This window comes from Enterococcus sp. E4-150 (assembly GCF_035726465.1).
Classification (GTDB): Bacteria; Bacillota; Bacilli; order Lactobacillales; family Enterococcaceae; genus Enterococcus_B; species Enterococcus_B faecium.
The window spans coordinates 23365-50205 of the sequence record NZ_JAPRGK010000009.1 but is presented as its reverse complement, the minus strand read 5'-3'; the positions used below and the strand labels follow the sequence as shown (position 1 = coordinate 50205).

Here is a 26841-nt window from a genome sequence, read left to right as displayed (position 1 = left end):
TTATTAATGATACCAATACTTTATATAATTCGCGAGCGTTTTCTTTGAATTTTTTAATCTTTCGTAGCAGAATGAGAATGTATTAAAAATAGATTAGGAGGAATTTTGATGTTTAGACACCAGAAAGAATTGCAGTTTGAAGCAAAACCAGATCGTCCGAATCCATTAATCGCGAAATATCTGCAGGAGCTGATCGGCGGCCAATATGGCGAGATGAGTGTAGCTATGCAGTACCTGTTCCAAGGCTGGAGCTGCCGAGGAGAAGAAAAATATAAAGATATGCTGATGGACATTGCAACAGAAGAAATCGGCCACGTGGAAATGTTGGCGACAATGGTTGCTCGTTTATTAGAGGGTGCGCCTGTTGAAGATCAAGAAGCAGCGATGCAAAAAGATCCAACAATCGGTGCCATTATCTCTGGAATGAATCCACAGCACGCGATCGTAGCTGGCTTAGGACCTCGTCCTGCTGACAGCGTGGGCAATCCATGGAGCGGTGCCTATATCATTGCGAGTGGCAACTTGTTAGCAGACTTTAGAGCTAATTTAAATGCCGAATCACAAGGAAGACTTCAAGTAGCACGTATTTACGAAATGATCGATGATCGTGGCGTAAAAGATATGCTGTCTGTTCTCCTTGCAAGAGATAGCTATCATCAAAATCTATGGGAATGTGCAGTGAAAGAATTAGAAGAAAAAGAAGGTTCAATCTTAGTCCCAAGTACTTTCCCGCGTGACAAAGAACGAAAAGACATTGCTTATGACTTCTATAACTTCTCAGAGGGAGACCAAAGTAGTGAGGGTTCTTGGGCTAGCGGCAAAGCATTGGATGGCGAAGGCGAATATCAATGGTTGAAAGAACCTAAGATCGAAGGCGCTGCGCCAAAATTAGAACCAGTAACACCAAAAATGTATGGGACACCTCCATTCAAGAAATAAATATCTACCCGTAGAAACACCCGTTTTTTGTTCCACACGCTTTGTGAGCAAAACTGACTAAAGTCATTAATCATAACCACCCTTCAAAAGGGTGGTTTTCTCTAGAGCTATAAGCTCAAAACACCGGCCAGCGCCCAAAGACGCTGGCTTTCATATTTTATGTTCAAGCCATATTGCCTTTGCCAGTTTTGCCCACCTCTTAAAAGGTTTATGTACTACTCCTTAGCCCTTAAAAGGATCGTCTTACTCTCGTACACTCAGCTTATCTAACGCACTATCATGTTTTTCTTGTTCTTGAATGTACTTTTTGATGGTCGCTTCATTTTGTCCTACTTTTGTCACATAGTATCCTTCCACCCAAAAGTGTCGATATCCAAATTTATATTTTAGATTTGCACAATCTCTTGATGATCTCCTGAATATTGGCTCGATATTGATTATAAATTATTTTTCTTCTATACTTTGGTGTGAATGCAATGTGGTATTTACACATCTACTTTGTACGGGCTAAACTATTTCCCTTTATTGCCCCACCCGCATAGCAAGTGGTTTTGTATTTCACTCGCTCGGCGCGCTCAATTAGGTCTAAAGACAATAAATCTAAAAACCCGCTGCTTCACTGACAGAAACAACGGGTTTTCAGAAAAAAATGAAATGAAAAAGATCTCTTACGACAATCTATTTTATTTTTTTGATTTTTTATAAATTGAAAATGCTTCAAGAAGTCCAAGAAATAAAGCCGTATAAAAACCAGAACCTATGAAATCTTTATTTATTAGATATTCAACAGAAATCCCGATAACACTAGCCAACAATATATTTATCAGAAGTGTAAAATAAGGATGCTTTTTATAGAATAGAACTAGTGTTGTTTTCATAGACTCTCCTTTCTTCATATTTCCAATTAATCACAAATTCACGGCATTACTAGAAAAATTAAAGGGGCGCAGAAGTGGAAAAATACTCTTCGACTTTCCCTACAAACCAGGGCATCTGGTGTTTAATAACTATACCAAATCTAAGGTACCTCTAAATCTAAATTCCATTTGTGGCGGTGACCTCCAATTTTTAACTCTTCTATCTCCCATCCAGTATACATAACCTTGATACTTCGACCACTTATATATCGAACACACCAATACCTATCCATTGCAGGAGTACTACCTAACTTAGTTGCTACTTGCATCTAAATAACAGCTGAAAAGATAGGACTTACTCTTAGTAAAGTATCTGAACTATTAATTTTTAAACTATCATTTTTATCCTCAACTACATGCACATCTGTTGCAACTTCACTTTCTGTCTCATCCAGATAAATGATTAAGGAATCGGGAATTGCAATATCTTCAGCTGACGCTGGAATAGTTGAGCTAAATTAGTCATCATATCTTTATTATAAAATAACCAACAGCAAAAAATACAATGAAAAACAAACTTGGAACTAATGTATCATTAATAAATGTTGAAAAATTCAGCAACTCATTACTGTATGATTTTAGCAGCCCAACCAACATATACCCTATAAAAGCTAATAAGATGGTTAGGAATCCTTTAGAATTTTTACTCATTCATAAACACTTCCTTAAATAGCTTTTATTATAGAAGGTATTGTAAATAATAATATTGACAAAAAGTGACTCAAAATAAAAAAAAACTTACATTATACTGGAATGAACTGTATTGATAGTGTACCTAAAAGCTCTACTGACATAAGATCGTGTAATCGGTAAAGTAATTTTATTAATTATACGGGATGTAATCAATTAGAGAATAAACTAATCATAAAAGGTACTTTTACATTCATAATTGTCGCTTTGAGATTCTACTTTGGTTCACTATCTGACCCAATTGCACATTTTCGAGCATTACAAGTATTGGTGTCGTTAGAACAACTAAATAAAAACTAGCGGTAGATTTTTCAGAATCTATGCTAATTTCTGTACGGATGTTCCAGTGATGGCAAATTTCTCTTTTCATTGTTTTTCTTGTCGCATGATATGCCTTTTTGTGTTATTCAGTTAAACTATAGAAATTCTTTCCTAGACAGATCTTGATCCCAAATTTTACGTTTTGAGCATCGATATAGTTTAAAATGATATTACTCATATCTAAAGAGTTTAGATTTTTTAGGACTAAAACTGTCAGTTGTTCTTTTTCTTCTTTCTGTTAAAGTATTGTCGCGACTTTTCGTATACGTTAAGATATGTCGTGAAAAAACAAGTTTTGTGACACAAAAAAACGAATGACTTGAGGAAATCACCTCAATCATTCGTTTAAAATGCTATATATTCTTTAGTTTAAGATACGGAAATTAATCCCATCGACCACACTAGTAGAATGAACGACATTTACTTGGCCTTTTTTTAATTTCGTTATGTTTAGCATATAAAAATATTATAGAGTTTACTTACAATGCTTAAAACATATACTGTATAATCTGATCAATTTTAGCCATGTCTTGCAATGGTAAGTTTTCTATTTTTTTGAGTTTTCGTTTCTTAAAATCAAGAGATTTTAATTGTGTAATAATTACTTGTCCTTTTATATCTAGCTCTTCAGGTAATGAGTAACGTGTCGGTAAATTCTTTATAGTGGAAGTAATTGGACATATGACCGAAAACATTGTTTTACGGTTAAATTCATAACGAGAGACGACTAGTCCTGGTCGTCTTTTTTGAATTTCTTTTCCTACTGAGGGATCAAAATCAATCCATACAATATCACCTTTTTTAGGAATATAAATTCTTTCTCCTGACACTATAAAATTTCTCTCCCTTCAGGAGTTAAATCTTCCCATTCGTCTTTCTCATAATACTCGGCCTCTTCCCCACCACTAAATGGATCTTCAATTTTTGGAACTAACGTAATTGTTCCATCATCAGAATACACAACGATATATTCTTGGTTTTCTGAAGGTTTCTTTCCGTTATCAGAAGGTAAAGTTACCACTACAGAACTTCCTTGTAATCTAGATTTTGTAACAAGCATTATCATCACTCCCTTAATAAAAGTATACTATATAACACTAAGTAACGCAAAATTCCCCTTTGTAAACTATCTAGAAAATTGTTTTGTTTAAAGTATATCTTATTGGATATAAATAGAAATAAATTGTAGCCAGTTCATTTTTTCTTTAAATAAAAAAATAATCCAAGAAACATTGAACCTATGGATCCAAAAGCTACCCAAATACTATAGCTAACCCCCCGCTACCTTCAATTTTGCAGATAAAACGCTTTGGGAGAAAATTTCAAAGACAACAGGCCATCCTATCATGCCCGATTATAAACAAAAAGCTGGCTATTCCTTTTGCTCTGACAAATTTCAATTGGGAAAGTTCACGAAACTAGCAGGTGAAGAAGTTTCAACTGTTCGGATCAAAGAATGCCCGATTCAAATAGAAACGTTGGTTCAACGAATTTCAACTAGAGAAGACTTTGCTATTGTAGAATGTGAGATCGTAGCTATTTTTGTAGAAGAAGGGATTTTACATGATCCAACTCATATCAATGTGGATAAATGGCAACCTCTTATCTATAAACTCAGAGAATATACAACTGCCAACCAGTCGTTAAGTTTGAATTTTAGATTCCAAGAATTCAAAGAGTCATAATGATAAACATCGTTAGGTATAAATAAAAAAGACTCGCAGCACGAGTAAAAAACAAATAGAAGCTATACCTTAGAAAGGTCGACTGTGACTCTATAGATGCAGTATATGCAGCTTATGAGCATTTCTTCTGTTCTCTTTGTTTTTGGGATCTGTGCTGAAGTCTTTTTCGTTTTTTGCCGCTCTTTCTTTGAAAAATCGATTATGTTATACCTTCTCCATTACTAATTCAGGCATCTGCTGAGTAATGATTTTTCGCGCAAAAGAAATATCTGTTACCCAAGGTTCGATTTGTTCTTCAGTCAAGACAAGCGGCATTCGGTCATGGATTGGTGCGACTGTGCGGTTAGGTTCAGTAGTCATTATGATTGATTCTGCCATTTTTTCATCCTGATGGCTACGATAAAAACCGCCAATATACACTATTTTTTCCTTATTTGAAAACATAAATTTGTCTTTTTCTTCATTCCACTCATAAAAGCCACTCATTGGGAAAACACAACGATTTTGCAAAAATGGTTGATGAAAGGTCTTTTTTTCTTCTACTGTCTCTGCACGGGCATTAATCATCAATTGTCCTTTTTTAAATCCGGTAAATCCCCACTTCATGATTTCCGGAGTGAGGATGTTTTCTTCCTCTTTTCTTAACGTCACAACAAGATTTGACGGAAAAACTTCTCCAGCTGCTAATTCTGCTGCCTGCTCCGGTTGTTTCTTCTGGGCTTCTCGATAATAATTCTGAAGGAGCTCTGACTCTAGATCAAAAAAATAACGACCACACATCCTAATCCCTCCCAATCTTTTTTTCTATCATACACTGCAACAAGAAGTTCGCACCAACAAAACGCTTTCAATTTGTGTAGAACTAAAAAAGTTGTGACAAGTGACAAACTCTCCAGTGAATGGTATTCTCCTGCCAACTCCTCGGTCACAAGTCACAATATTCAACAAACATGAGAAGCTGCTTTTTGAAATTGTTCCTTGTGACTCGGAGTGAAACGGCAGGCTTACGACCTCTGGGTAAACGGTGTTCCAAAGCTTGCATCTGCGGTAATAAGCCCAACCAAACGAAAAATATGAGCAGCTATTTTTATTTGGCTGTTCTTATTACTTGATGCAGGGCAGCTTTTTCACAACCTCTAATTATTAAAGAACCTTTTGCGAAGTTAACAATCTTTCTTTGATCAATTGAAAATTTTGTCTAAGTAGTGATAGATCCTGTGTGACTTTCAACAATAAGATACTTCCCTGGATTTCAGCAATCAACGCTTTGGCTTGACGGTCTGCCTCTGCATCGGACAGTTTTTCTTCAGAAAGTGCCAGGATATTTTGTTTCGTATACTTGACCCATTGATTGACTAATTCTAGTAGCAACAGACGGTATTCTTCATCCACTGTACTCAACTCAATAATCAAATTACCTACAGGACAGCCATGATAAGTGATCTGTGTCTCATGATCAGCAAAAATCCAGTCCAACATTTCTTCTAATGCTTCTTCTGGCTGTTTTCCAGCATTTAAGATGTCTTCGAACAATTCTGTCTGCCACACGACCATATGCGCATGGATCACCGCTAGACAAACTTCTTTTTTTGAAGAAAAGTAATAATAAAATTGCCCTTTCCCCGTCTCAGAAGCTGCTAGAATATCTCGGATTGACGTTTCATGATAGCCTTTTTTATAAATAAGATCTTTGGTCGCTTCCAAGATCTTTTCCTTTGTTTTCAATGATATTCTCCTTTTTCATTTCTCATAGTCCTATATTATACAATAAATTCATCATTTTTTCTTCTTAATCGTTTAAAAAAGACTGTGCAAACTATCTGACACAGCCCTCACTATAAAACTGTTCTCATATAGCTAGATGTTCATTGATTCAAGAACTGCGAGGACAAAAGCAATTCCTATCTTATGATAGTTGCTCTAATACTTCCTCTGTTGTCATCACTTGATCTGCAATAAAGCCAAAGTTCGTCAACGCTGCATCCATTGCTTCTTGACCAGGAGCACCAATTGCATCTGTCGCTACCACAACATTGAATCCACTCTCTACCAATTCACGCATATGGGAATCGCTACACAAGTTTCCGTTCATTCCACCAAGAATCACTGTGTCGATTCCATTTTTTCTCAATTGGAGCGCCAAATCATTGCTTTCTGGTCCAAAGATTTTATGAGGAGAGCTGATAATCGTATTTTCATCCAAATATGGTTTCAATTCTTCGATGAAATCAGCTCCTGAACCTTCTTCAACTGATTCATATTGACTTTTTCTAGCAAACATCTGCTGTTCAAGCATCATATGTTCTCCTGCACCGCCAAATTGCCATTTATGGTCATGTGGGTAAAAATAATGAGGAGAAATAAAGAGTTTGTATCCTTTTTCTTTTGCTTGTTTCACCATTTCGATCATGTTTTCGATCGTATTGTATTTTTCTAAGATATCTTTTGTCAAACCAAAGCCACCGCCTGCTGGTTTCAAGAACTCGACTTGCGGGTCAGTGAGAACTATTGCTGTATTTTTATTATTGAACATGGTGGATTCTCCATTCGTTATTTATTTTAATACATCATTTAAAGCTTCACTCATTGTTGGATGAGAATAGATTTGATCTCTCAATAACGTATAAGGAAGTTTTCCATTCATAGCTAGCGAAATCAAGTTGATGACTTCATGAGAATCTTCCGCATAGATACTTGCCCCTAGAATCAAGTCAGTTTCAGGGTCGACTAAAACTTTGAATACACCTTTAGGATCCTCTAATACTTGTGCTTTAGGGACACCGCTTGTCATATACTTGAATAATTTGTAATTGACGCCTTGTGCTTTGGCTTGTTTTTCTGTTAAACCTACATTGGATAAAGTCGGAGTGATAAATACACTGTAAGGCACAGCTTTCCGGTTATTCGTTGTTCGTTTATTCTCGCCCTTCAACTGATCCATAATGATTCGATAATCATCTAGAGAGATATAAGTGAACTGCAATCCGCCTTTGACGTCTCCAATCGCCCAAATGTTGTCTGCATCTGTACGAAGGTATTCATCCACAGCGATTGCTCCGCGATCTGTTAGTTTAACATCTGTATTTTCTAATCCAAGTGATGCTGTACTTGGTTTTCTTCCAGTTGCAGCCAAAACTTTTGACGCTTGGATTGTTACTTCTTGGTCATCTTCTGTAAAGGTGACGGCAGCTGTTGATTCTTGGTCTGCTACTTGATCTACAGATACACCTAGATGGAATTCGATTCCCGCATTTGTCATGTCTTCTAAAATCATTTGCGCGATATCTTCATCTTCACGAGGAAGAAATTCAGGATGGGCATCAAGAACGACAACTTTAGATCCGTATTCATTGAACATTGATGCAAATTCCAAGCCAATATATCCAGCCCCGATGATCACTAATTTTTCCGGTAATTGTTCCTGATCCATCGCTTGCGTAGAATCAATCAAGTAGCGACTTGTATTCAATCCTTTGATTGGTAAAATGATTGGTTCAGAACCAGTATTGATGAAAATCCGTTCGCCTTCAACAATCACTTTTTCACCATTATTCGTCACTTCGATTTGATGGTTAGAAAGAAAACGTGCTGTACCGTCCATCACTGTCCCAGTTGCCTCATCGCTGATCATATGATAATTTTTGGCTCGAAGCATGCCCGTCAATTTTTCTTTCCGAGCAACAGCCTCTGTAAAGTCGATTCCTCTTTCTCCATTGAAAATCAATGATTTAGAAGGAATACAGCCGATGTTGATACATGTTCCGCCATACATACGTGTTGACTTTTCAACGACTAAAACCGATTCACCTTTTGAAGCTAACGCCTTCGCTAAAGTCTTACCGCCCTTTCCAAAACCGATCACAATATTTTGATATTTTTCCATCATTTTTACCTCGCTTCTTTTTTACCTACCGATTGGTACAAAAATATGATAACCGATAATCGTCTATTTTCCAAATCATCTGCTTTATTTGTCAAAAAAAACCAGACAAAAAGCGGTCCTTTCACGTTTTTAGTCTGGTTCGATTTCCTTTATTCTTCTAAACAATCGTTACTTCTACATCGATATTTCCTCTAGTTGCTTTGGAGTAAGGGCAGAATTCATGCGCATCTTCTGCAATTTTTTGGGCTTCTTCTTCGCTGATGCCATCGATATGCACTTCTAATACTACACCGATCTGATAGCCGCCATCATCTAAATTATAAAGAGAGACACGTGCTTTTACTGTGGACTCTGCTGTCATTCCTGCTTCTTTGATCATATGTTGTACCGCCCCATTGAAACAAGAAGCATAACCTGCTGCAAATAATTGTTCTGGATTTGTTCCTTCTGCATGGATTCCTGGAGGAGTGATTTTCATATGCATCGAGCCATTTGGTGCCTCGACTTCTCCATTGCGCCCGCCATGGTTGATCATTGCTGTTTCGTATGCTTTTTTCATTGTACTGCTCCTTTCGATTGACCATTTGCTACTTGGCTATAATTATAGTGTATGACAAGTAAGGCGCTTTCTACAAAAATTCTGCTTATTCGAATACCAGAATGCCGTCTTCTACTATTTTTCCAAAAAACAAAAAAATACTACTCGTGAACAACAGCGTCATATTCGTTCCAAAATAAATAGCAATCTTTTCTAAATAATCTTTTATATGATTGATTTTAAGATACATATATACCAGAAAGTTGACCCCATAGACCAATACTGTTAAAAAAATAACCATATTCGTTACCATTTTTTTCCTCCTTTTGCTGGCCACCTTACCAGCACTCGGTTTAACCTTACCACTTTTTTTGTTGTCCAAGCAACTACCTTTCAAGAAGTTTGGTTTATTCTGCTGGTAATGATCCAAGATCAGAAAAATGTCCGAATAAGTTTGCTAGTTTTTCTAACACTAGCTGGTTCTTTCCGCTTTCGTCATTTTCTATCTGCAATACTAACAACGGCTCATGTAAGCTTAAACGAATCAAAAACCAACCGCTTCCATAAGGTTCTTGCAGATTATACCGAATACCTTCTTCATTTGCCGGGTCGAAGTTCATCCCTTTTTCTTCTTCCAGCAGTCGCTTCATTTCTTCTAATATCTTGTTTCCTTGTTCGCGTGGTTCATCGCTGAACAATTTTAGTCGGATTTCTTGTACTTCTACGGGCTGTTTCAACTCTTTGATTTGTTCATCTAATGTGATACCTTTTCTTTTTAATTCTGGCAAAAGCATCAGGATCTTCGCGATGACATATGCACCATCATCCAGAAAATAATTTTCCTTGAATGCAGCGTGTCCGCTTGTTTCGATGGCTAGCTGTGTATCTTTCCCAAGACGATTAAGTTCTAATGCTTTATTGATTACATTTCGATAGCCGGAAATATAACGAATTTGGGTACCTCCTTTTTCTTCAATGAATTTTTGTAGATGAGAAGAAGTAGGCGAATTCGTTACGATCCTTGTTTCTGGATGCTCTTTTAATACGATCGTACTTAATACTGCGATCAAATTATTTCGATTGATGACTGTTCCAGAAGCACTGACCACAGCTGAACGATCCACATCTGTGTCAAAAATGATCCCAAGATCTGCTTCATTTGCTAAAACAGCCTGCTTGATACTTTCCATCGCTTCTTTGTTATCAGGGTTGGGGATGTGATTAGGAAATCGACCATCTGGTTCCAAAAATTGAGATCCTGTTGTATCAGCGCCTAAGCTATTCAATACTTTTTCAGCAAAGAATCCACCAGCACCATTTCCGGCATCAACAATGATTTTCCAACCATTTAGTGGTTTGCTTTCTAGTGTTCCAATCCCCTTTTTAATTTTTGTGACTAAATCTTGCGCATAAGGTGTCAAAAGGTCTGCTTTTTCTACGCTTCCAGTTTGTTCGCTTTTTATTTTTTGCTGCTGTGATAGGATAAAAGCAATATCTTCTTTTTCTGCTCCTCCTTCTGAGGTAAAGAATTTTATTCCATTATAATAATAGGGAAGATGGCTAGCAGTCAGCATAACCGCAGCATCGCACGAGAACTGTTCAAATTGAGTGGACATAAACATAGCAGGCGTAGTAGCTAATTCGAAATCGATGACATGTATCCCTTGTTCTTTCAGACTTTGGATCAACGCCTCTTTCAGTGCTGGTCCGCTTATCCTACTGTCATGACCAATCCCAATCGTCCATTTTTTATTTGGATCGGTTGATTTCTTCTTTTTCTTTATCCAGTTTGCTAGTCCCCAGCCGATCTTTTTTACCATGTCTGTCGTCAAGTTTACTTCATATCCTTCAACTGGTAATGCGATTCCTCGAATATCCGATCCATTTTGCAGCGCTTTCATATCTTTCATATAAAAGTCCTCCTCATTTATTCCCTCATTTTTTCCAGCTTTTCTGCAAATCGCTGTGCTTCTTCTTCTGAGCGGCAAATAATAATGAATGTATCTACACCGGCCATCGTTCCGACAACTTCAGGGTAAGCCACTTCATCTAGCCAATTCGTTACCACATCGGCACCATTTCGTTCAGTCAATACGATAACCATGAACTGAACAGACTGGATACGCAAAACCTCGCGTCTAATTGCTGTACGCAAACGTTCTTCATTTAAAGAAACAGATGGCTGGTTAAATAATGTATAGCGTACTATTTTGTTTTCATTTTGACTTTTTACTAACTTCATTTCTCGAATGTCTCGAGAAATCGTTGCTTGAGTCACATCGGCGCCTGCTTCATGCAGCCGCGCAAGCAGCTCTTCCTGTGTCCCAATAGGTTGTTCTGTAATGATCTGGCGGATCAGTGCTTGTCGCTGTTTCTTTTTCATATTAGACACCTCTCAATGTTGATTATAGCAAAAGATAAGTAATATTTCTTCATATTTTGGTATTTTTTACTTTTATTTTTTGTTTTCATTCAGGTTGCTAACCTTTTTCTATTTTAACACGCAAAATCGTCTTCATTTTTTCAGGTGCTGATTTTCTTGGATCGCTGATGTAAATCTCTTTGTGTTCTTTAGAAGCTCTTTCATAGCCTTCTTTTGCGATGAATGCTTCTAATTTCTCAAACGTTGCTGGTTCTTCGTCATAGGGCCCGACGTGTAAGATTTGGGCACAAAGACCTTCTTCCATCTTTTTGAATACTACTTGTTCTTTCAAGTCTTCCGGAAGTTTGCTAGAACGCTGAATGGCTTCTTGTGCTATCGCTTCTGTAACAAAGTCAGGCTGTCGGATCATTAATTGATAAGAAAAATGTTCTTTTTTCATCACTGGTTCATGCAAATACTTTTCTTGCAGTCCCCATTGTCCTTCCAGTGGATAGACAGTATACATCTGATAATCAGGAATCAGCCAATTTTTTTTTAGGCGACATGCGTATTGCATAGCTGACTGCATATAGACAGGCTACTCTTCGTTTAAAGTCTTCCTGATTCGGGTCGCCGATCCCTCTGATGCTAAAGAATGTTTTTTTAGGAACCTCTAGTATTTGCGGGCTTTTTTTCATACTATAGCTCTTGTCTTTACGCCATTCAATTTTTTCCATTTTTCTTCCTCCGCGAAATTCCATTTAGTTATTTATTATCATACCTCTTTTTGAGTGACTTGGCTAATCGTGTTGACACTATTTTTCAGTTTGTGCTAGAATAAGTTAAGTAAATAAATCGTACAGATAACACGTTTCGGCGTGTCGAGAGAGAGGCGGTTTCTATTTTTATAATAGAAATCACTCTCTTTTTTTACGAAATTTTTTAGAGGTGATGTAAATGACAAAACAAAAACAGCTGCTTTTAGTACCTGCAGTAATTGCAACAGGGATGATGTCTTTTGCGGGCGTATTGATCGAGACGGCCATGAATGTAACTTTCCCAACTCTTATCAGACAGTTTGATTTAACGACTGCACAAGTCCAATGGGTAACAACGATTTATCTTTTGATGATTTCGATCATTGTTCCGCTGTCTACTTATTTGAATCGCAATTTTAGTCTCAAAAAACTCTTTTTAGCTTCAAATCTGCTTTTCTTGGCAGGTATAATGATCGATTTCTTCTCTCCTACCTTCATGGTCCTATTGTTTGGTCGATTGCTCCAAGGTGCAGCGACAGGTATCGCTCTTCCGTTGATGTTCCATATTATCTTGACATTTGCCCCCCTCAATCGACGAGGCGCGATGATGGGTGTCGGTACTTTGACAACGGCCATTGCTCCAGCAATTGGCCCCACTTATGGAGGCATTATGACTTCACATTTTACATGAAATCATATCTTCCTGTTTCTTGTGCCCGTTTTGATTCTTTCTTTGATTATCGGCTGGTTTGCTATTCCCGAGATGGCAGTACAAAAAAGTGGTTATTTGGATTGGATAAGCGTTTTAGGAATTTGTCTTTTGTTTAGTGGAAGTCTAACATTTTTGAGTACGTTGGGAACAGTTTCCAGCTGGATTGCTTTAATCATCGGCGGTATTGGCTGGTTCCTTTTTTACTATCGAAGTAAAAAAGTGGAGCATCCACTGATCCGACTGTCTATTCTTTCAAATAAAACATTCCGCTTGTTTTTGATTGGCTTCTTAGTTTATCAGTTTTTATTACTTGGTGTATCTTTTGTCTTGCCGAATTTCCTTCAGATCGTTCAAGGAAGTAGTCCTTTTGTCGCTGGATTAGCGATGCTTCCCGGCGCAGCGGTTGGTGCTTTGCTTTCTCCTTTTTCCGGGAAAATGCTGGATCAATATGGTCCGAAGAAGCCAATTTTTGCTGGGCTGATTCTTTCTTTGATTGGTTGGCTAGCATTATTCCTACTCATAGGACACGCTTCAGTGGGTGTATTGATTGCTTGTCATGTGTTTTATATGATCGGTATCGGATTATCTTACAGCAATATGATGACCACCGGAATGAATGCACTGAATGAAGAACTACAAGGAGACGGGAACGCAATGTTCAATACCTTGCAGCAGTTTTCTGGCGCTGTGGCTACTTCATTAGTAGCGGTCATTATCAATTACGTCCAGCATCATACTTCCCATAACTATGAAGTGTCTACTACATTAGGATCAAAAGCAGCATTAGGCGTCTTGTTGCTGTTGCTTCTCGTAAGCTTTGCTCGATTCGCCTATTATCTGTTCTTTGCTAAAAAAGCGTAGATTCCATATACGGCAGGTGTTGCATCTGCCGTTTTTTTGTGTGAAAATGGTTGTTTGTAAAAGGAGGCTTTTTTATGGAAAAAATTGCCATTATCGGTGGCGGGATCATTGGTATGACCCTAGCCAGTTACTTAGATACATCAAAATTCAATGTTGCTTTATTTGATGAAGGGACAGGACAGGCAACTAAAGCTAGCGCTGGGATTATCTCCCCTTGGTTGTCGAAACGCAGAAACAAACAATGGTATCGTCTGGCTAAAGACGGCGCTGCTTTTTTCCCTAAACTTATAAAAGATTTCCAACTTGATCAAACGATTTACGCACAATCAGGGACACTTTTGCTTCGACCTGAAAAAGATTTAGCTGAATTGGCTGTTCTTGCCGAGAAACGAAAAGAAGAAGCGCCAGAAATTGGAAACATCGAATGGCTTTCACCTGAACAGACATCTCAAGCACTTCCGTTATTGAAACCAGCAGTTTCACTGCGTATCAGTGGTGGTGGTCGTCTGGATGGAAAAGCATATTTAGAACATCTTGGTCAGCGTTTAGCACAAAAACAAATGGAGCAGATCCAGGCAAAAGTCACTTTGCATAAGAAGAGCGATTCTTGGCTCATCAAGGGACCGTTTGGAGAATACACAGCTGATCGTGTAATTTTGACACCTGGCCCGGCACTTAAGCCTTTATTACAAGAATTAGGCTATGCTGCAGATATACGTCCGCAAAAAGGGCAGCTCTTAGCATTTCAGACATCTTATAAGATGAGTCAAGACTGGCCTGTTGCTATGCTTGACGGAGAAGCTGATTTCATTCCTTTCATGGATGGAAAGATCCTTTTAGGTGCTACCCATGAAAACGATCAAGGCTGGGATTTGGCTCCTACTAGCGAAGCTTATAAGGGATTGACTAAGAGTACAGAACAGTTCTTGACTGATCCAGATCAGATAAAAAACTGGCCATACGAGTTCCGTGTAGGTACCCGTGCTTATACGTCAGATTTTTCCCCATTTTTCGGCGTACTGCCAGATGATCCAAGCTTACTGGCTGCTAGCGGTCTAGGCTCTTCTGGCTTGACCACAGGTCCTTATATCGGCTATCTATTAGCCAACTTCTTAAATACTGGTCATTGGCCTACGGAAGATTATCAAAAGGACATCTCCACCTATATTACGAAAAATCCATCATAGAAAAACAGCTTTTTCAAGTAAGGATCCCGAGCGATATTGCGCATGGATTACTTCTTGAAAAAGCTGTTATTTTAGTTCAATTTCTGAATCAAATTCTCCAAACTTTCTTTTGCTTCATCTGGCAAGAGATCTTTTCCTATCTGAGCTTCAATGAATCGTAAACGAATATCAAGTCGTTGTTTCACCAGATTTTTATAGGACGTATCCTCAAAAGAAACAGGAAAATCTGGTATAGGTAAATAGTGGATGTCTTCAAATGGACCAAACGACTTGAATTCTGCCGTTTGTTGCACAATTCTTTCAATGATTGACAATGTCGTTTCAGGTTTGATTTTTTTATCATCGAAATATCCAGTATTCAGGACATAGCAGGCTGTTTGCTGTTTCAAAAACAACTCTCGAAAAGCTTGATAGTCTTCCCTAAGAGGATAGACACGGAAAGGATTAGCAAATGGTTCAATGACTAGCTCATCTAGCTGTCTTTTTGTAGTGATATTTTCCGCGTCTGATCGTTTTGTTGCTAATGTTGCACCAAAAGACGCTGCTAAAACTGGGTCATTGATCTTGATAATTGGCGGAAGCGAATCATCTTTCATGATCCAAAAAACAGCATCGATCTTTTCGCTAAGATGATCGACTCGGTCGGGTGTCGCATAACGTGATTTGACTGTCCGCCCATTTCCGTTTCGTATATCTCCTGTTACTAGGACTTTTTCTCCTTTACTTGTACATGTCACGCCCACATTCTGACAAGTAAGGAAAGAAGAAATGGCCGGATCATCAGACGGATAGTCTTGTGTTTTATCAAAGTAAGAAGGTTCCAAGGCAGTAGCAAAACCATTTTTTCGAGAAATAACGAAAGCATCGTCATGCAAGATCGAAACAGAGTGACCTTCCGTATGTTTTGCTAAGGTAATCGTTGATTTTCCAGAACCGGACAACCCAAATACAGCCATCGTATAGGTCTGGTCATTACTAGCATATTGTTTCATCCCACCGTGGCAGGCAATAAAGCCATTGCGATTTCCCAATGCCCAAGCAAGCGTCAAAGTCGCTTTTTTTAATTCTCCAAAGTAACGTAATCCTAGCACAGCCGCTGTATTATGGAGAGCATCAAACAAAATGAGTCCATTTGGAAATGTTTCATGTGTCCATTCGGGATCACAAAAGATATAAAGATCTCCCTCATCAAAGGAAACAGACTTTTGATAAGTCTCTAAGATCTTCGAATTCGCTGGCTGAAAATTCAGCAAATAAGAATACAAATTGTTCTCAAATCCTTCTGGAATCAGCAAATGACTTTGCACAGAAAATTCTTCAGATAGGCCAACGATTACTTTTGTATGGTAAAACTGGCGCTTGCGACTTTGATACACAGCTTCTCTTAAAATTTTCTCGTATTTGCTTTGTTCCTTGTCTAAGTCCTCAAAGATCCGCCGAGCACTTGCTGTTCTTCCCACAATGCTTCCATCATTGAATACTAGTGTCCTAACATCAGCTGGTAAATCTAGTTCTTCAGCATGTGAGATTGTTAAATCTGTGATGATCGTTCCTGGACTCCCTTTTGCTAGTTGATAAGCTGTCTTCCTGTCAAAAACTTCATGAACATTATTACCGTAAAATGTCGTTTCTACAATCGATCGAATACTGGATAACAGTGGATTTCCACTTGTGATTTCGTTTAATTCGAGACTCTCTTTTGTACTCATGGCTCCTCCTCATTCCCTAAACAAAAAAACGTTTTCTTTATTATACATTATTCGAGTTTTTATTTGTACTGCTGCGCTGTGGGAAGCAAACGAGTTATTTTTCACACAAAAAAACCGAGAACTTGAATAAACAAGTTTCTCGGTTTCATCATTTTCCTTTTATCGGCTTAGTACCAGCCGTTTGCTAACCAGAATGTTTTAGCAGCATCCCATGAACCATAACGAGATGTTACATATTGTTCTGCTACACGTTCTTGATTGGCAGCTGAATAGTCGCCGTTTAAGTATGAAGCATCTAATTGATAACGGCCGATGTAACGTCCGTTAGTAGCTGTGTATGAACCGCCTGATTCTTTTTGTGCGATCCATTCTTTTGCAGAGCTTGAAGTTGGCGCTGTTGCAGCAGCTGGGGCAGCAGGAGCTACTTCAACTGTTTCAACAGGTGCAACGTATGTATGTTCTTGCGTTGCTGTTTCAGTTGTAGATGCTGTATTTTCTGTTGTTTTGTTTTCTGTTGTTGCTGAAGAATCATTTGAAGTTGGGATTGTTAATTGTTCACCAACATAAATGCGGTTGATGTTTGCGATCGAATTTTTTTCAGCAATTGCATCGATCATTGAGTTGTCTCCTGCAAATTTTTGTGAGATCTTAGATAATGAATCACCTGATTTTACTGTATAAACTTCATCAGCGTGAGCATTTGTAGTTCCTACAAACATTGCAGTAGCACCAGCAGCAAAAGTTGTACCTAAAACAATTTTCTTAAATGAATTCATATTAAACTCCTTTTTTTCTCCGTTTTTTATTCTTTCGACGCTATTAACTTTATCATTTAGAAATATTTCATAGGTAAAAGAAACATGACATTTAATGACAAAATAACGAATTATTTAATATTTGTAACATTTAAACAAATATTTTTTTGATACAAAACCATAAAAGCCTTGTTGTATAAGCAAAGTAATCGTTTTTCTATGTTTTTTTATTTTTGAATGAAAAACGCAGATTCTGTAACATTCACTGCAATAATCCATAAAAAAAAGCAAAAAAATTTTTGATTTTTATCAAATTCTCTTAAAAAAATGTAAAAAATACAAAAAAACCAGTAATTGTTACAACAATTACTGGACAAAAACTTTGAATAATGTTAACTATTTTTTTATTTTAACTTTCTCCGCAATAATTTCTGGGCATGTTCCAATTCGTTTATAACGACTTCTTCTGTTTCTTTAGCTAATATTTCATCTAATACATCAAGCCATTTTTCCGGTTCTTTTGTTCCTAGACGTCCAATAGCCCAAGCTGCTGTTCCTCTGATGACAGGGCGGACATCTGTTAAACATTCTGAAATCTCAGGCAATGCCGTTCGATCACCTAGATTAGCTAAAGCAATCAATGCGTTTCTCTGCAAAGGTTTCTTCCCACGCCATGAACCAGCTAAATGCCCAAATTGCTGTTTGAAGTCTTTATTAGACATCGAAAGCATTGGCTTTAATTTTGGATATACTTCGTCTACTTTTGGTTCCATCTCTTCATGAAAATGAAAATCTTTTCCTTGATTGTAAGGGCAGACTAACTGGCAGATATCACATCCATAAATGACATTTCGCATTTTTTTACGATATTCTTCCGGCATCATCCCTTTTGTCTGAGTTTGATAAGACAAACATCGCTGGGCATTCATTCTTCCGTCACCAAGCAATGCTTTTGTCGGACAAGCAGTCACGCAGCGCATACAGTCACCGCAACCAAATTCTCCTGGTTTATCAGGCTCAAATACAATATTAGTAACGATCTCACCAAGATAGACAAATGAACCGAACTCTTCAGTGATCAACAATCCGTTTCGTCCAATAAATCCTAAACCAGCTCGCTGTGCTACAGCGACATCGATCAGTTCTCCAGTATCTACTTGCGGAGCTAGACGCCATTCCTCTTCTTTTTGCCATTTTTCTGCTCTTGTTTGGATGAATTCGATCAATCGGTTCAAACGGTCTCTGAGTATATCATGGTAATCGATACCCCAAGAAGCACGAGCAAACTGCCCGCGTTTTTCATCCCTAGGCACTTCTTCATGGATCCTAGTAGGATACGCAAGTGCAATGGAAATGATCGATTTCGGCTGATCAAATGTCATTTCTGGATAAAGACGCTCATCGATATTTGGATGTTCAAAGCCAGAAGTATGGCCAGCTGCTTTTTGTTCTTCCAACGATTCTTTTAATGAATCAAAAGGTTCCGCCGTGGTGAACCCGATTTTGTCAATTCCTAATCGTTTGCTTTCTTGTATGATTTCTTCTTTTAATGTCATGGTCTTCCTCGCTTGCTGTTAACGGCTGTATAACCCATAATATAGTTTTTCTTTTTTCAGCTGGACAAACTGGATCTGCTGATCGGCAATCTTCTTTTCTTCCATCCATTTTTTTCTTGCAGCAAATACTTCCCAATAATTTGTTGAAATTAATTTTCTTTTGTTATCTAATGCATTAAAAAAATTCAATGAAACTGGTTTTGTACTTAACAGTTCATGGAGCCTTACCTCTTCCCATGGCGAAAACTCAGACAGATCGCGGGAATACAATACTTCTTCATAGAGATTTTTTTGCTGTGTGTACGTGAATGTTTGCGGGATTTTCCCAGGCCTAGCAATTTCTACTAGACGATTATAAAACATATTCATTAATTTGCTGTTGGCAATAAATTGACTTTTATAATAGGCCGACTGGATCTTTTTGATTACTCCTTCTGCTTTGATGACTGAAAATAATGCAGGCCATGCTTTGACGGTTATTTCGTCGTTTTGTTTAACTAATACGCCAGGTGTGAAGCCGACTGGAGAAAGGAACACAAAATAACCGATACCGGTATTTTCATCTAAAGGCTGAAATTCATCAAACAACCATTTGCCTATGTACAGCTCTTCATCTGGTTCTGTTGTCTCATTTTGATTTGCTATGAATAATTTAGCTAATTCTGCTTCAAGAAATTGAAGGTCTTGATCCTTGTCGGTATTTTCCTGCTGGCTGATCAATCGAAAGACTTCTTCTTTAATCGTATATTTATCTTTACGTGTAAAATTCATAGCCACACCTTCCTTCCTTACTCTAACTATAACGGAATTTCTTCAAAAAAGGTATCTGTACGACGAAAAACAGCATAATTTTTTTTCATATCTCTTATAAAAAATGCAAGGTCTGCTCCTCAAGCTAGACCTTGCACTTTTCAGCTTTCTTTTGTTTGTGACAAACCTTCATGGATCGTTTCAATATTCCATTTCATCATCTGATAGTAAGAATCTCCTTGTTCTCCTTCTTTTGCTATGGAATCAGTGAACAGTTTATCATAGATTTTCAAACCCGTTTCTTTTGCTACCCGTTCCATGCTTCTTGAGTCTACACTGGTTTCCACGAATAAAACCGGTACTTCTTTTGCTCTTATCTGATCAATGATCGCTTTCATTTGATCAGGCGTACCTTGACTTTCTGTATTGATCTCCCATATATAAGCTGCTGGCAAATCATATGCTCGTGAAAAATACTTGAATGCCCCTTCACTTGTTACTAATAATTTTTTGTTCTCTTCGATAGAAGCAAAACTTTCCTTCGCTTGTGTATCTAATTCTTTTAGTTTTTCCACATATGCTTCTGCATTTTTTTTATAGAGTGTCGCATTTTCTGCATCTTTTTCAGAGAATATACGTGCGATTTCCTCCACATATTTTATTCCGTTAGATAGGTCTAGCCAAGCATGGGGATCTGCTTTTGTATGTTCTTCACCGCTAGTTAAATAAAGAGGTTCTACATTTTTGCTAACTGCAAAATAATCTTTTCCTTCTTCTTTTTTAGCCGTTTCCATCAAGTTATCGAACCAGCTGTTACCTGTTTCAAGATTCAAACCGTTGTATAAAATAACATCTGCATCGCTTGCCTTTTTGATGTCTTCTGGTAGTACTTCATATTCATGCGGATCTGTTCCGACTGGTACGATACTGTGGATATCTATTTGATCTGTTCCGACCTCTTTTGCCATGTCCGCCAAGATCGAATTGGTAGCCACGACTGACAACTTTTCTTTACTTCCTTCATCCGCTTGGTCAGAAGCCTGCTTTCCGCAACCGGCTAATACCAAGAAACTAACTGCCAAGATTAAAAAGAGTGATTTTTTTGTTTTCATCTATCTGCTTCCTTTCTGAAATAAAATTCCTTTTGTTGGAGAAAATAAAAAAGCAAGGATAAAAAATGCGGTACATGCTAACACGATCGTAGCTCCTGATGGCCAATTGTAACTATAACTGAAAAACACACCGACAACTGCACTTAGCATACCGATTCCTGCAGCTGTAATGATCATTTTCAGTAAATGGTTCGTTAGCAAGTAAGCCGTGGCGGCTGGTGTGATCAACATGGCAATCACCAAGATTGTTCCTACTGTCTGTAAACTGACTACAGCCACTAATGTCAAAAAGAACATCAAAAGATAATGGATCAGCGATGTGTTCAGCCCATAAGCTTTTGCCATTGTCGGATCGAATGATGTGATCTTCAATTCTTTATAAAAGAAAAAGACAAATATCAAGACGATTCCACTAACGAGTGCTGTCAGCAACAAATCGCTTTCCCTAACAGCTAAGACATTCCCAAATAAAATATGATACAAATCTGTCGCACTCTGGGCATATGAAATCAAGATAATCCCTAATGCAAAAAAGGAGCTAAAGACAATTCCAATCGCTGTATCATTTTTCAATCGGCTCCGCTGAGTCACGAAACCAATCACTGCTGCTGTTAGCATCCCAAAAGCAGTGGCTCCAAAGATGTAACTAAAACCAAACATATAAGAAATGGCTACACCTGGAAGAACTGCGTGAGAGATAGCGTCTCCCATCAAAGACATCCCTCGTAAAATAATAAAAGAACCGATGACTCCAGAAGCAAGTCCTACAAGCATGGAAGTGACCAAAGCGTATTGCAGGAATTGATAATTCATTAATCCATCAATAAAGGATTGGATCATTTTTTCTCTCCTCCTTTTACTAAATGTCTGATGATCTCACCATAGGCCAATTGAAGGTTCTTCGATGTAAAGACTTCTTGTACTGGACCGGAAGCGATCAGCTGTTTATTTAAAAGAATAACCTCATCGAAATATTCTTCTACTTTATGAAGATCATGATGGACGATCAAAATCGTTTTTCCTGAATTCTTCAATTCCTGCAAGATGTCAAAGATCTTTCGTTCACTTAACGCATCAATCCCTACGAATGGTTCATCTAAAAAGATCCATTCTGCTCCTTGGGCTAGAGCTCTTGCAATAAAAACTCTCTGAAGCTGTCCACCCGATAGTTCGCTGATCTGTCTTTTGGCATATTCTTCCATCCCTACTTTTTTCAAAGCTTGTCTTGCACGTTCTTTTTCTTTTTTCCCAGGTCTTTGTCCAATTCGTAAAGATGGATATGTTCCTAAAAGTACAACGCCTAATACATCAATTGGAAAGGAAAGATCCAATTCACTTCGCTGTTCCACGTAGGCTATTTTTTTACGGACTGAGTTTACCGGCTGTCCAGAAAAGGTGACTTTACCAGTAGTAGCTGGTATCAACTCTAGCAAAGATTTCATAAATGTTGATTTTCCTGCACCGTTTGGTCCGATAATACCGGTAATTTTTTGTGGATTTATCGTCAAGTTGATAGTTTTCAAAACAGTTTTCCCTTGATAAGCGGCTGAAAGGTCTTGAATTACAATGGCCGTACGTTCCAAATCTTACACTCCTTTTTAGGTTTACCTAACTTTTTATTTAAATATAGTTTAACTAAAATGGAAAGCATTTTCAAGTAGAATGATGAAAAAGTTTTTTTCGAATTTTCCTCGCATTTTATGAAAATTTTCTGTAGAATCACATCAAGAGTTCAATAAGGCTAACCTAATAATGAGAAACATGTGTTGAAACGTTTGATTATTTTTTCTTGTTGACTCAACAACGAAAGGAGTTTTTGTATGGAAGAAGAAAAGTTAACTCGAAGTCTTAGTGCCCGTCATATCCAAATGATCGCACTAGGTGGAACGATCGGTGTCGGTCTGTTTATGGGTGCCTCCTCAACCATACGTTGGACAGGGCCCTCAGTGATGGGAGCCTATGCGATTGCAGGATTCTTTTTGTATTTGATTATGCGTGCTTTAGGCGAAATGCTTTACGTTGATCCTTCGACTGGTTCTTTTGCAAATTACGCGAGCGAGTACATCCATCCTGTGGCTGGCTACTTGACCGCTTGGAGTAATATTTTTCAATATATTGTCGTAGGAATAAGTGAAGTGATTGCTGTAGGATCTTATATGAATTATTGGTGGCCTGATTTGCCGGCAATTATTCCCGGAATCATTGTCGTCTTGTTTCTTATGCTGGCAAATCTTATTTCTGTCAAGGCGTTTGGCGAATTAGAATTTTGGTTTTCGATCATCAAAGTCATAACGATCATTTTGATGATCATTGCAGGTCTTGGGGTAATCTTATTTGGATTTGGTAATCATGGTCAGGCAGTAGGGATTTCAAATCTTTGGAAAAATGGTGGATTCTTCACTGGAGGCGTCAAAGGATTTTTCTTTGCATTATCGATCGTTGTTGCTTCCTATCAAGGAATCGAACTGATCGGAATGACTGCTGGTGAAGCAGAGAATCCTAAAAAGACGATCATTGAAGCTGTCCAGTCCACTATCGGTCGAATCTTGATTTTTTATATTGGTGCTATTTTTATCATTGTGAGTATCTATCCGTGGAATCAATTGAGTGAGATTGGTTCACCTTTTGTACAAACTTTTTCTAAAGTCGGCATTACATTTGCTGCAGGACTGATTAATTTTGTCGTGATTACAGCGGCATTATCAGGTTGCAATTCAGGGATTTTCAGCGCAAGTCGTATGGTCTATACACTTGCCATAAATGGAAAGATGTCTAAAAAATTTCTGAAACTATCTCGTCACGGTGCGCCTTTTTATCCTGTCGTAGCAATCTCAGGTGGAATCTTAATTGGTCTGATCTTAAATTATCTTCTACCAATGTTCATCAACCAGTCAGAAAATATTTTCGTTTTCGTATACAGCTCAAGTATTTTGCCTGGTATGGTTCCTTGGGTAGTGATTTTGATCAGCGAGATTCGCTTCAAAAAGAAGCACGCAGATAAAATGCATGATCATCCTTTTAAAATGCCACTATCTCCTTATACGAATTATGTGACACTTGCTTTTTTAGCTATCGTATTGATTTTCATGTTTATCAATCCTGAAACGAGAATCTCATTGATTATTGGACTCGTTTTCTTGCTTTACATGACGATCCATTACTTTGTACGCGAAAAAAGAACCGGAAAATAAAAAAAGAACGAAGCTTCACCTTAGTGGAAGCTTCGTTCTTTTTTATTGCTTTTATCAATTCAATTTTAGCGTCTCACCGGGAGTCAGGAAATAATTCTCCATGCTCATCCCATTCAGCGACAAGATCGTTTCTACTGGTACGCCAGTTCGTTCGGCTATTTGATTTGGACCTTCTCCTTCCAAAACTACGGTTGTCGCAGCCTGTGAAGTCGCGCTGTTGGTATTAGTTTCAGAGGAATCTGTTGTGTCTTGTGTTGTTCGAGCTTGCATTTCAGAAGCTTCTACCGACTCTGCTGTCTCAGAATCAGAAGATGTTGTGTCTTGTGTGCTTGTTGACTCTGCTTGAAGAGAGGCGCTAGTCTGCAAATAAATATCGGAAATCTTAGCGACATGATTCGTATAATTAGCCGATAATTGATTGATCAAAGTATCTAAGTCTACACCGTCTTTATTTTCTGCTGCCTGATACGCTGCACGTAATTTTCTGATCCCTTCGTCGGAGATTGCTTGAAGCTCACGTGCTTTTTGGTTAGCAACTGCTGATAAACCAGCTATTCCCTCTTGATTTCCCTGAATTTCTGTCTGGTATTCTTCAATCAATGCAGGCGTCTTTTCTTCGATCTTTTTCGAATAATCATTTACGATTGCTTGAAGTTGCTCTGGCAAACCATTTGCTGTTTTTTCTTCAGAAGTTTGTGTCTCTTTTGTTTTAGTTGATGACTCACTTGTTTGTTTCGTCTCTGTTTTCTTTGTCGTTGTTTCCGTTATGGTCGTACTTTTCGCTTCTGACGAATTTTTTCCATGAAAATATAGACCCGCAACTCCTCCTGCTATGATCAAAAACACGGCAACTGCTGCCCCAATCATGATCATCCGCTTACGAGCTGCCTGTTTTTGCTGTCTTCTTCGGGTCATCCGAACATTTTCTCCCCACTCATTTTCATCATACATTTTTTTCACCACCAATTTTTATGTATAACAGCGTTATCAAACGCTTCATATTCTTATTGTAGCAAATAATTGTCGCTGTGCACATTTTTATCTTTGTTATTTATAAGAAAATTTCACCAGTTGAGATGATTCCAAGATTGTCCGTCGATTTCTCCTTGCAGCTGCATTGTTCGTTCGTCTATCTCAGCCATCAGTTTCTTTATTTCATATAAGAGCGCACGGTCTTGATATTCTGATTTTTCGCTTAATTCATCTAATTGTTGGATCAGCCAATCATTTGTCATAATGAAGTTCCTTTCATTTCTTGCAGTGTAAAGGTCAAGTCTTCGATCTGCTCTTTTGCCTCAGTCAGTGCTTCTACGATATATGCTTGTTTTTCAGATTCTTCTTCCTGCATTTTCTGATTTTCCTGTACTCTTTGAATAAACCAGTCAATCCGCTGAGTCAGCGATGGTTTGCCTTCCAATGAGAGATACTGCTGATAAGCAATTAGCTTCTCCCAACGTTTTTCCTGGGATAAATACATAAATTTTGCTAAAACGAATGGCGGAAGATAGGTCATATGGAATTTATTTGCGATTCGCTGATACGGCCTCAAAAATTCGGAAATCGTATATTCTTCTTTTCCTCCAGCTTGGTATTCTTTTTCCGCCACACCTGTTGTCAATACGATTCCTAGTTCTTTCCCTTTTAATACATGTGCTGCTCGTTCCAAGACATTATCTTGCCAAATTTTTAAATGAGCAGGAGAACTATACCAGTAAAACGGAAACTGGAAAATGATCCGATCATGCTGGGCCAAGAGCTGTAGTTCAGTCTCTATATCTATTTTTCCGTCTGGATAGCTTGATTCCAAATGATGCCAAGTAGCTGGTAAACCAGCAGAAGCTTCTTTGAAAAATTGCTGATTTAAAGATTCTTCGATCGTTGGATGGCTAATGATGATAAGTGTACGCATCCCTTTTCCTCCTTTTTAGTCTTCGCTTTACAGTGTAGCATAACCGCCACAAGTTTCTTTTGCCGATGCTTGTCATTTTAACCAGACTAATCAGGTTGTCCAAGAAACTGCGGTTTGTTTTTCCAACTGTTTTTTCAAGGTATCCAAAGCAATATTCTTAAAATTTTCGTTTTTCATACGTTTACGATAGTTCGTAGCCGTTTCTCCGGTACTCTTTTTGAACATTCGGCTAAATACGACTAGACTATTGAACCCTACTTGATAGGCAATACTTTCCACGGATTCATCCGTCAGAGAAAGAAGAAACGCCCCTCGATTGATCCGTACCCCGATCAAATATTCCTTGATACTGGTACCCATATGATTTTTGAATACTCGCGACAAATGGCTCCGATTGACCGCTAAATGCTGGGCGATTTCCTCAACAGACAATTTTTCAGCATAATGTGCCTCGATGTATTTGACTGTCTCAACAGCTAAAGAGGAGTGAACCTTTTGTACACCACCGCTGACCTTTCCGCCATCTTTTAAAAGGACTGATAAAAAACGGTAGGTTAATGCTGTTAACTGTAATTCATTTTCCAAGGTTTCTTCCGTATCTTTCATGCATTCTAAAATAATGTCGATATATTTTTGTATGTCAGAAGAGACCATCGTGTATTGGTCTTCTCTGAAAAGCGACTGCCGAATGATTTCTTCTGCAGCACTCCCACCAAATGAAAGCCAGCAATACATCCACGGATCTTCTCCATCTGATAAGTAAAACGTCGAGTCTCCTGGACGAATCAAGAACAGATCACCTTTTTTCAATTGGAATTGTTGATTTTTCACATGATAAGATCCTTTGCCTTCCATCACGACATGCAGGATGTAATCATTGCGAATAGCAGGACCAAAAGAATGAAACGGCATCGTTTTAGAGAAACCACAAAAATCAAAATACAATTCTTTTTCTACTTGTTGATGTTCCTTTTTTAAAAAAATCGATTGCTCCACGTCTATCCCT

The 26841-nt window shown here is 38.1% G+C and carries 27 protein-coding genes and 3 pseudogenes; 5 read left to right on the top strand and 25 right to left on the bottom strand.

Annotated elements, in window-relative coordinates; genetic code table 11:
* Positions 1-108 precede the first annotated feature (108 nt).
* Positions 109-939, top strand: coding sequence for a manganese catalase family protein (locus tag OZ002_RS08940; RefSeq protein ID WP_002286789.1), 831 nt, complete (start codon positions 109-111; stop codon positions 937-939).
* A 243-nt stretch (positions 940-1182) separates the two neighbouring features.
* On the opposite strand, the pseudogene OZ002_RS08935 reads toward OZ002_RS08940, so the two are convergent.
* The 5 genes and pseudogenes from OZ002_RS08935 to mazE form a co-directional block, all read right to left on the bottom strand.
* A pseudogene (locus OZ002_RS08935) lies at positions 1183-1432 on the bottom strand (transposase).
* Between the two features lie 190 nt (positions 1433-1622).
* A complete protein-coding gene (locus OZ002_RS08930) occupies positions 1623-1817 on the bottom strand; it encodes a hypothetical protein (RefSeq protein WP_002295146.1) in 195 nt (64 codons plus the stop codon).
* A gap of 504 nt (positions 1818-2321) precedes the next feature.
* Positions 2322-2507 carry a hypothetical protein gene (locus OZ002_RS08925; protein WP_002304207.1) on the bottom strand — a complete coding sequence of 62 codons (186 nt, stop codon included), beginning with the start codon at positions 2505-2507 and terminating at the stop codon, positions 2322-2324.
* Between the two features lie 848 nt (positions 2508-3355).
* On the bottom strand, positions 3356-3697 hold the full coding sequence (locus tag OZ002_RS08920) for a type II toxin-antitoxin system PemK/MazF family toxin (protein WP_002306003.1): 342 nt from the start codon (positions 3695-3697) through the stop codon (positions 3356-3358).
* Positions 3697-3927 carry a type II toxin-antitoxin system PemI/MazE family antitoxin gene (mazE, locus tag OZ002_RS08915; protein ID WP_002323011.1) on the bottom strand — a complete coding sequence of 77 codons (231 nt, stop codon included), beginning with the start codon at positions 3925-3927 and terminating at the stop codon, positions 3697-3699. The genes OZ002_RS08920 and mazE overlap by 1 nt, the downstream gene beginning before the upstream one ends.
* A 286-nt stretch (positions 3928-4213) precedes the next feature.
* Here mazE and OZ002_RS08910 point away from each other — a divergent pair, with 286 nt between their 5' ends.
* On the top strand, positions 4214-4552 hold the full coding sequence (locus OZ002_RS08910; protein WP_002306002.1) for a hypothetical protein: 339 nt from the start codon (positions 4214-4216) through the stop codon (positions 4550-4552).
* Between the two features lie 204 nt (positions 4553-4756).
* Here OZ002_RS08910 and OZ002_RS08905 read toward each other — a convergent pair whose 3' ends face one another.
* The 9 genes and pseudogenes from OZ002_RS08905 to OZ002_RS08865 all read right to left on the bottom strand — a co-directional run bounded on the left by OZ002_RS08905 (position 4757) and on the right by OZ002_RS08865 (position 12072).
* Entirely contained in the window at positions 4757-5332 is a 576-nt protein-coding gene (locus tag OZ002_RS08905; RefSeq protein ID WP_002331662.1) for an SOS response-associated peptidase, read from the bottom strand.
* 363 nt (positions 5333-5695) lie between these two features.
* Complete coding sequence (locus OZ002_RS08900; protein WP_156249090.1) at positions 5696-6277, bottom strand: TetR/AcrR family transcriptional regulator; 582 nt, start codon at positions 6275-6277, stop codon at positions 5696-5698.
* Between the two features lie 181 nt (positions 6278-6458).
* Positions 6459-7085 carry a cysteine hydrolase gene (locus OZ002_RS08895; protein WP_156249089.1) on the bottom strand — a complete coding sequence of 209 codons (627 nt, stop codon included), beginning with the start codon at positions 7083-7085 and terminating at the stop codon, positions 6459-6461.
* A gap of 21 nt (positions 7086-7106) precedes the next feature.
* Positions 7107-8438 carry an FAD-containing oxidoreductase gene (locus OZ002_RS08890; protein WP_156249088.1) on the bottom strand — a complete coding sequence of 444 codons (1332 nt, stop codon included), beginning with the start codon at positions 8436-8438 and terminating at the stop codon, positions 7107-7109.
* Between the two features lie 154 nt (positions 8439-8592).
* Positions 8593-8994 carry an organic hydroperoxide resistance protein gene (locus OZ002_RS08885; RefSeq protein ID WP_002286825.1) on the bottom strand — a complete coding sequence of 134 codons (402 nt, stop codon included), beginning with the start codon at positions 8992-8994 and terminating at the stop codon, positions 8593-8595.
* An 85-nt stretch (positions 8995-9079) separates the two neighbouring features.
* Positions 9080-9286: a hypothetical protein gene (locus OZ002_RS08880; protein WP_125179210.1), complete on the bottom strand. Its 207-nt coding sequence runs from the start codon at positions 9284-9286 to the stop codon at positions 9080-9082.
* 94 nt (positions 9287-9380) lie between these two features.
* Positions 9381-10883: a phosphomannomutase/phosphoglucomutase gene (locus OZ002_RS08875; RefSeq protein WP_156249087.1), complete on the bottom strand. Its 1503-nt coding sequence runs from the start codon at positions 10881-10883 to the stop codon at positions 9381-9383.
* 17 nt (positions 10884-10900) lie between these two features.
* Positions 10901-11356 carry an arginine repressor gene (argR, locus tag OZ002_RS08870; protein ID WP_002286829.1) on the bottom strand — a complete coding sequence of 152 codons (456 nt, stop codon included), beginning with the start codon at positions 11354-11356 and terminating at the stop codon, positions 10901-10903.
* A 97-nt stretch (positions 11357-11453) separates the two neighbouring features.
* Positions 11454-12072, bottom strand: a pseudogene (locus OZ002_RS08865) (GyrI-like domain-containing protein).
* A 220-nt stretch (positions 12073-12292) separates the two neighbouring features.
* Between OZ002_RS08865 and OZ002_RS08860 the strand changes: the two are divergent.
* Positions 12293-13666, top strand: a pseudogene (locus OZ002_RS08860) (MFS transporter).
* Positions 13667-13740: 74 nt separating this feature from the next.
* Entirely contained in the window at positions 13741-14853 is a 1113-nt protein-coding gene (locus tag OZ002_RS08855) for an NAD(P)/FAD-dependent oxidoreductase (protein WP_002286834.1), read from the top strand.
* A gap of 71 nt (positions 14854-14924) precedes the next feature.
* Here OZ002_RS08855 and OZ002_RS08850 read toward each other — a convergent pair whose 3' ends face one another.
* The 7 genes from OZ002_RS08850 to OZ002_RS08820 form a co-directional block, all read right to left on the bottom strand.
* The gene (locus OZ002_RS08850; RefSeq protein ID WP_002327662.1) at positions 14925-16562 is read right to left on the bottom strand and encodes a phosphoenolpyruvate carboxykinase (ATP); all 1638 of its coding nucleotides are present in this window, start codon (positions 16560-16562) and stop codon (positions 14925-14927) included.
* Between the two features lie 167 nt (positions 16563-16729).
* A complete protein-coding gene (locus OZ002_RS08845) occupies positions 16730-17338 on the bottom strand; it encodes a LysM peptidoglycan-binding domain-containing protein (protein WP_002286836.1) in 609 nt (202 codons plus the stop codon).
* A 383-nt stretch (positions 17339-17721) separates the two neighbouring features.
* On the bottom strand, positions 17722-18873 hold the full coding sequence (queG, locus tag OZ002_RS08840) for a tRNA epoxyqueuosine(34) reductase QueG (protein WP_002293684.1): 1152 nt from the start codon (positions 18871-18873) through the stop codon (positions 17722-17724).
* Positions 18874-18891: 18 nt separating this feature from the next.
* Positions 18892-19644, bottom strand: a complete 753-nt coding sequence (locus tag OZ002_RS08835; protein WP_002286840.1) for a hypothetical protein — start codon at positions 19642-19644, stop codon at positions 18892-18894.
* A gap of 140 nt (positions 19645-19784) precedes the next feature.
* On the bottom strand, positions 19785-20735 hold the full coding sequence (locus OZ002_RS08830; protein WP_002286843.1) for a metal ABC transporter substrate-binding protein: 951 nt from the start codon (positions 20733-20735) through the stop codon (positions 19785-19787).
* Positions 20736-21575 carry a metal ABC transporter permease gene (locus OZ002_RS08825; RefSeq protein WP_002286845.1) on the bottom strand — a complete coding sequence of 280 codons (840 nt, stop codon included), beginning with the start codon at positions 21573-21575 and terminating at the stop codon, positions 20736-20738.
* Positions 21572-22318, bottom strand: coding sequence for a metal ABC transporter ATP-binding protein (locus tag OZ002_RS08820; RefSeq protein WP_002293686.1), 747 nt, complete (start codon positions 22316-22318; stop codon positions 21572-21574). The genes OZ002_RS08825 and OZ002_RS08820 overlap by 4 nt, the downstream gene beginning before the upstream one ends.
* Positions 22319-22555: 237 nt before the next feature.
* Here OZ002_RS08820 and OZ002_RS08815 point away from each other — a divergent pair, with 237 nt between their 5' ends.
* On the top strand, positions 22556-23926 hold the full coding sequence (locus tag OZ002_RS08815; protein WP_002286847.1) for an amino acid permease: 1371 nt from the start codon (positions 22556-22558) through the stop codon (positions 23924-23926).
* 54 nt (positions 23927-23980) lie between these two features.
* On the opposite strand, the gene OZ002_RS08810 is transcribed toward OZ002_RS08815, so the two are convergent.
* From OZ002_RS08810 to OZ002_RS08795, 4 genes are all read right to left on the bottom strand, one after another.
* The gene (locus OZ002_RS08810; RefSeq protein ID WP_002286848.1) at positions 23981-24877 is read right to left on the bottom strand and encodes a LysM peptidoglycan-binding domain-containing protein; all 897 of its coding nucleotides are present in this window, start codon (positions 24875-24877) and stop codon (positions 23981-23983) included.
* Between the two features lie 113 nt (positions 24878-24990).
* On the bottom strand, positions 24991-25161 hold the full coding sequence (locus OZ002_RS08805; RefSeq protein WP_002286849.1) for a hypothetical protein: 171 nt from the start codon (positions 25159-25161) through the stop codon (positions 24991-24993).
* Positions 25158-25835, bottom strand: a complete 678-nt coding sequence (locus tag OZ002_RS08800; RefSeq protein WP_125179206.1) for an NAD(P)H-dependent oxidoreductase — start codon at positions 25833-25835, stop codon at positions 25158-25160. The genes OZ002_RS08805 and OZ002_RS08800 overlap by 4 nt, the downstream gene beginning before the upstream one ends.
* 90 nt (positions 25836-25925) lie before the next feature.
* A complete protein-coding gene (locus OZ002_RS08795; protein WP_002286852.1) occupies positions 25926-26831 on the bottom strand; it encodes an AraC family transcriptional regulator in 906 nt (301 codons plus the stop codon).
* Positions 26832-26841: the final 10 nt, after the last annotated feature.

Excerpts from the sequence above, each read along its gene's own strand:
- OZ002_RS08940 (WP_002286789.1), top strand. The coding sequence starts at position 109 with ATGTTTAGACACCAGAAAGAATTGCAGTTTGAAGCAAAACCAGATCGT.
- OZ002_RS08930 (WP_002295146.1), bottom strand. The coding sequence starts at position 1,817 with ATGAAAACAACACTAGTTCTATTCTATAAAAAGCATCCTTATTTTACA.
- OZ002_RS08925 (WP_002304207.1), bottom strand. The coding sequence starts at position 2,507 with ATGAGTAAAAATTCTAAAGGATTCCTAACCATCTTATTAGCTTTTATA.
- mazE (WP_002323011.1), bottom strand. The coding sequence starts at position 3,927 with ATGCTTGTTACAAAATCTAGATTACAAGGAAGTTCTGTAGTGGTAACT.
- OZ002_RS08910 (WP_002306002.1), top strand. The coding sequence starts at position 4,214 with ATGCCCGATTATAAACAAAAAGCTGGCTATTCCTTTTGCTCTGACAAA.
- OZ002_RS08905 (WP_002331662.1), bottom strand. The coding sequence starts at position 5,332 with ATGTGTGGTCGTTATTTTTTTGATCTAGAGTCAGAGCTCCTTCAGAAT.
- OZ002_RS08895 (WP_156249089.1), bottom strand. The coding sequence starts at position 7,085 with ATGTTCAATAATAAAAATACAGCAATAGTTCTCACTGACCCGCAAGTC.
- OZ002_RS08890 (WP_156249088.1), bottom strand. The coding sequence starts at position 8,438 with ATGATGGAAAAATATCAAAATATTGTGATCGGTTTTGGAAAGGGCGGT.
- OZ002_RS08885 (WP_002286825.1), bottom strand. The coding sequence starts at position 8,994 with ATGAAAAAAGCATACGAAACAGCAATGATCAACCATGGCGGGCGCAAT.
- OZ002_RS08880 (WP_125179210.1), bottom strand. The coding sequence starts at position 9,286 with ATGGTAACGAATATGGTTATTTTTTTAACAGTATTGGTCTATGGGGTC.
- OZ002_RS08875 (WP_156249087.1), bottom strand. The coding sequence starts at position 10,883 with ATGAAAGATATGAAAGCGCTGCAAAATGGATCGGATATTCGAGGAATC.
- argR (WP_002286829.1), bottom strand. The coding sequence starts at position 11,356 with ATGAAAAAGAAACAGCGACAAGCACTGATCCGCCAGATCATTACAGAA.
- OZ002_RS08855 (WP_002286834.1), top strand. The coding sequence starts at position 13,741 with ATGGAAAAAATTGCCATTATCGGTGGCGGGATCATTGGTATGACCCTA.
- OZ002_RS08850 (WP_002327662.1), bottom strand. The coding sequence starts at position 16,562 with ATGAGTACAAAAGAGAGTCTCGAATTAAACGAAATCACAAGTGGAAAT.
- OZ002_RS08845 (WP_002286836.1), bottom strand. The coding sequence starts at position 17,338 with ATGAATTCATTTAAGAAAATTGTTTTAGGTACAACTTTTGCTGCTGGT.
- queG (WP_002293684.1), bottom strand. The coding sequence starts at position 18,873 with ATGACATTAAAAGAAGAAATCATACAAGAAAGCAAACGATTAGGAATT.
- OZ002_RS08835 (WP_002286840.1), bottom strand. The coding sequence starts at position 19,644 with ATGAATTTTACACGTAAAGATAAATATACGATTAAAGAAGAAGTCTTT.
- OZ002_RS08830 (WP_002286843.1), bottom strand. The coding sequence starts at position 20,735 with ATGAAAACAAAAAAATCACTCTTTTTAATCTTGGCAGTTAGTTTCTTG.
- OZ002_RS08825 (WP_002286845.1), bottom strand. The coding sequence starts at position 21,575 with ATGATCCAATCCTTTATTGATGGATTAATGAATTATCAATTCCTGCAA.
- OZ002_RS08815 (WP_002286847.1), top strand. The coding sequence starts at position 22,556 with ATGGAAGAAGAAAAGTTAACTCGAAGTCTTAGTGCCCGTCATATCCAA.
- OZ002_RS08810 (WP_002286848.1), bottom strand. The coding sequence starts at position 24,877 with ATGTATGATGAAAATGAGTGGGGAGAAAATGTTCGGATGACCCGAAGA.
- OZ002_RS08805 (WP_002286849.1), bottom strand. The coding sequence starts at position 25,161 with ATGACAAATGATTGGCTGATCCAACAATTAGATGAATTAAGCGAAAAA.
- OZ002_RS08800 (WP_125179206.1), bottom strand. The coding sequence starts at position 25,835 with ATGCGTACACTTATCATCATTAGCCATCCAACGATCGAAGAATCTTTA.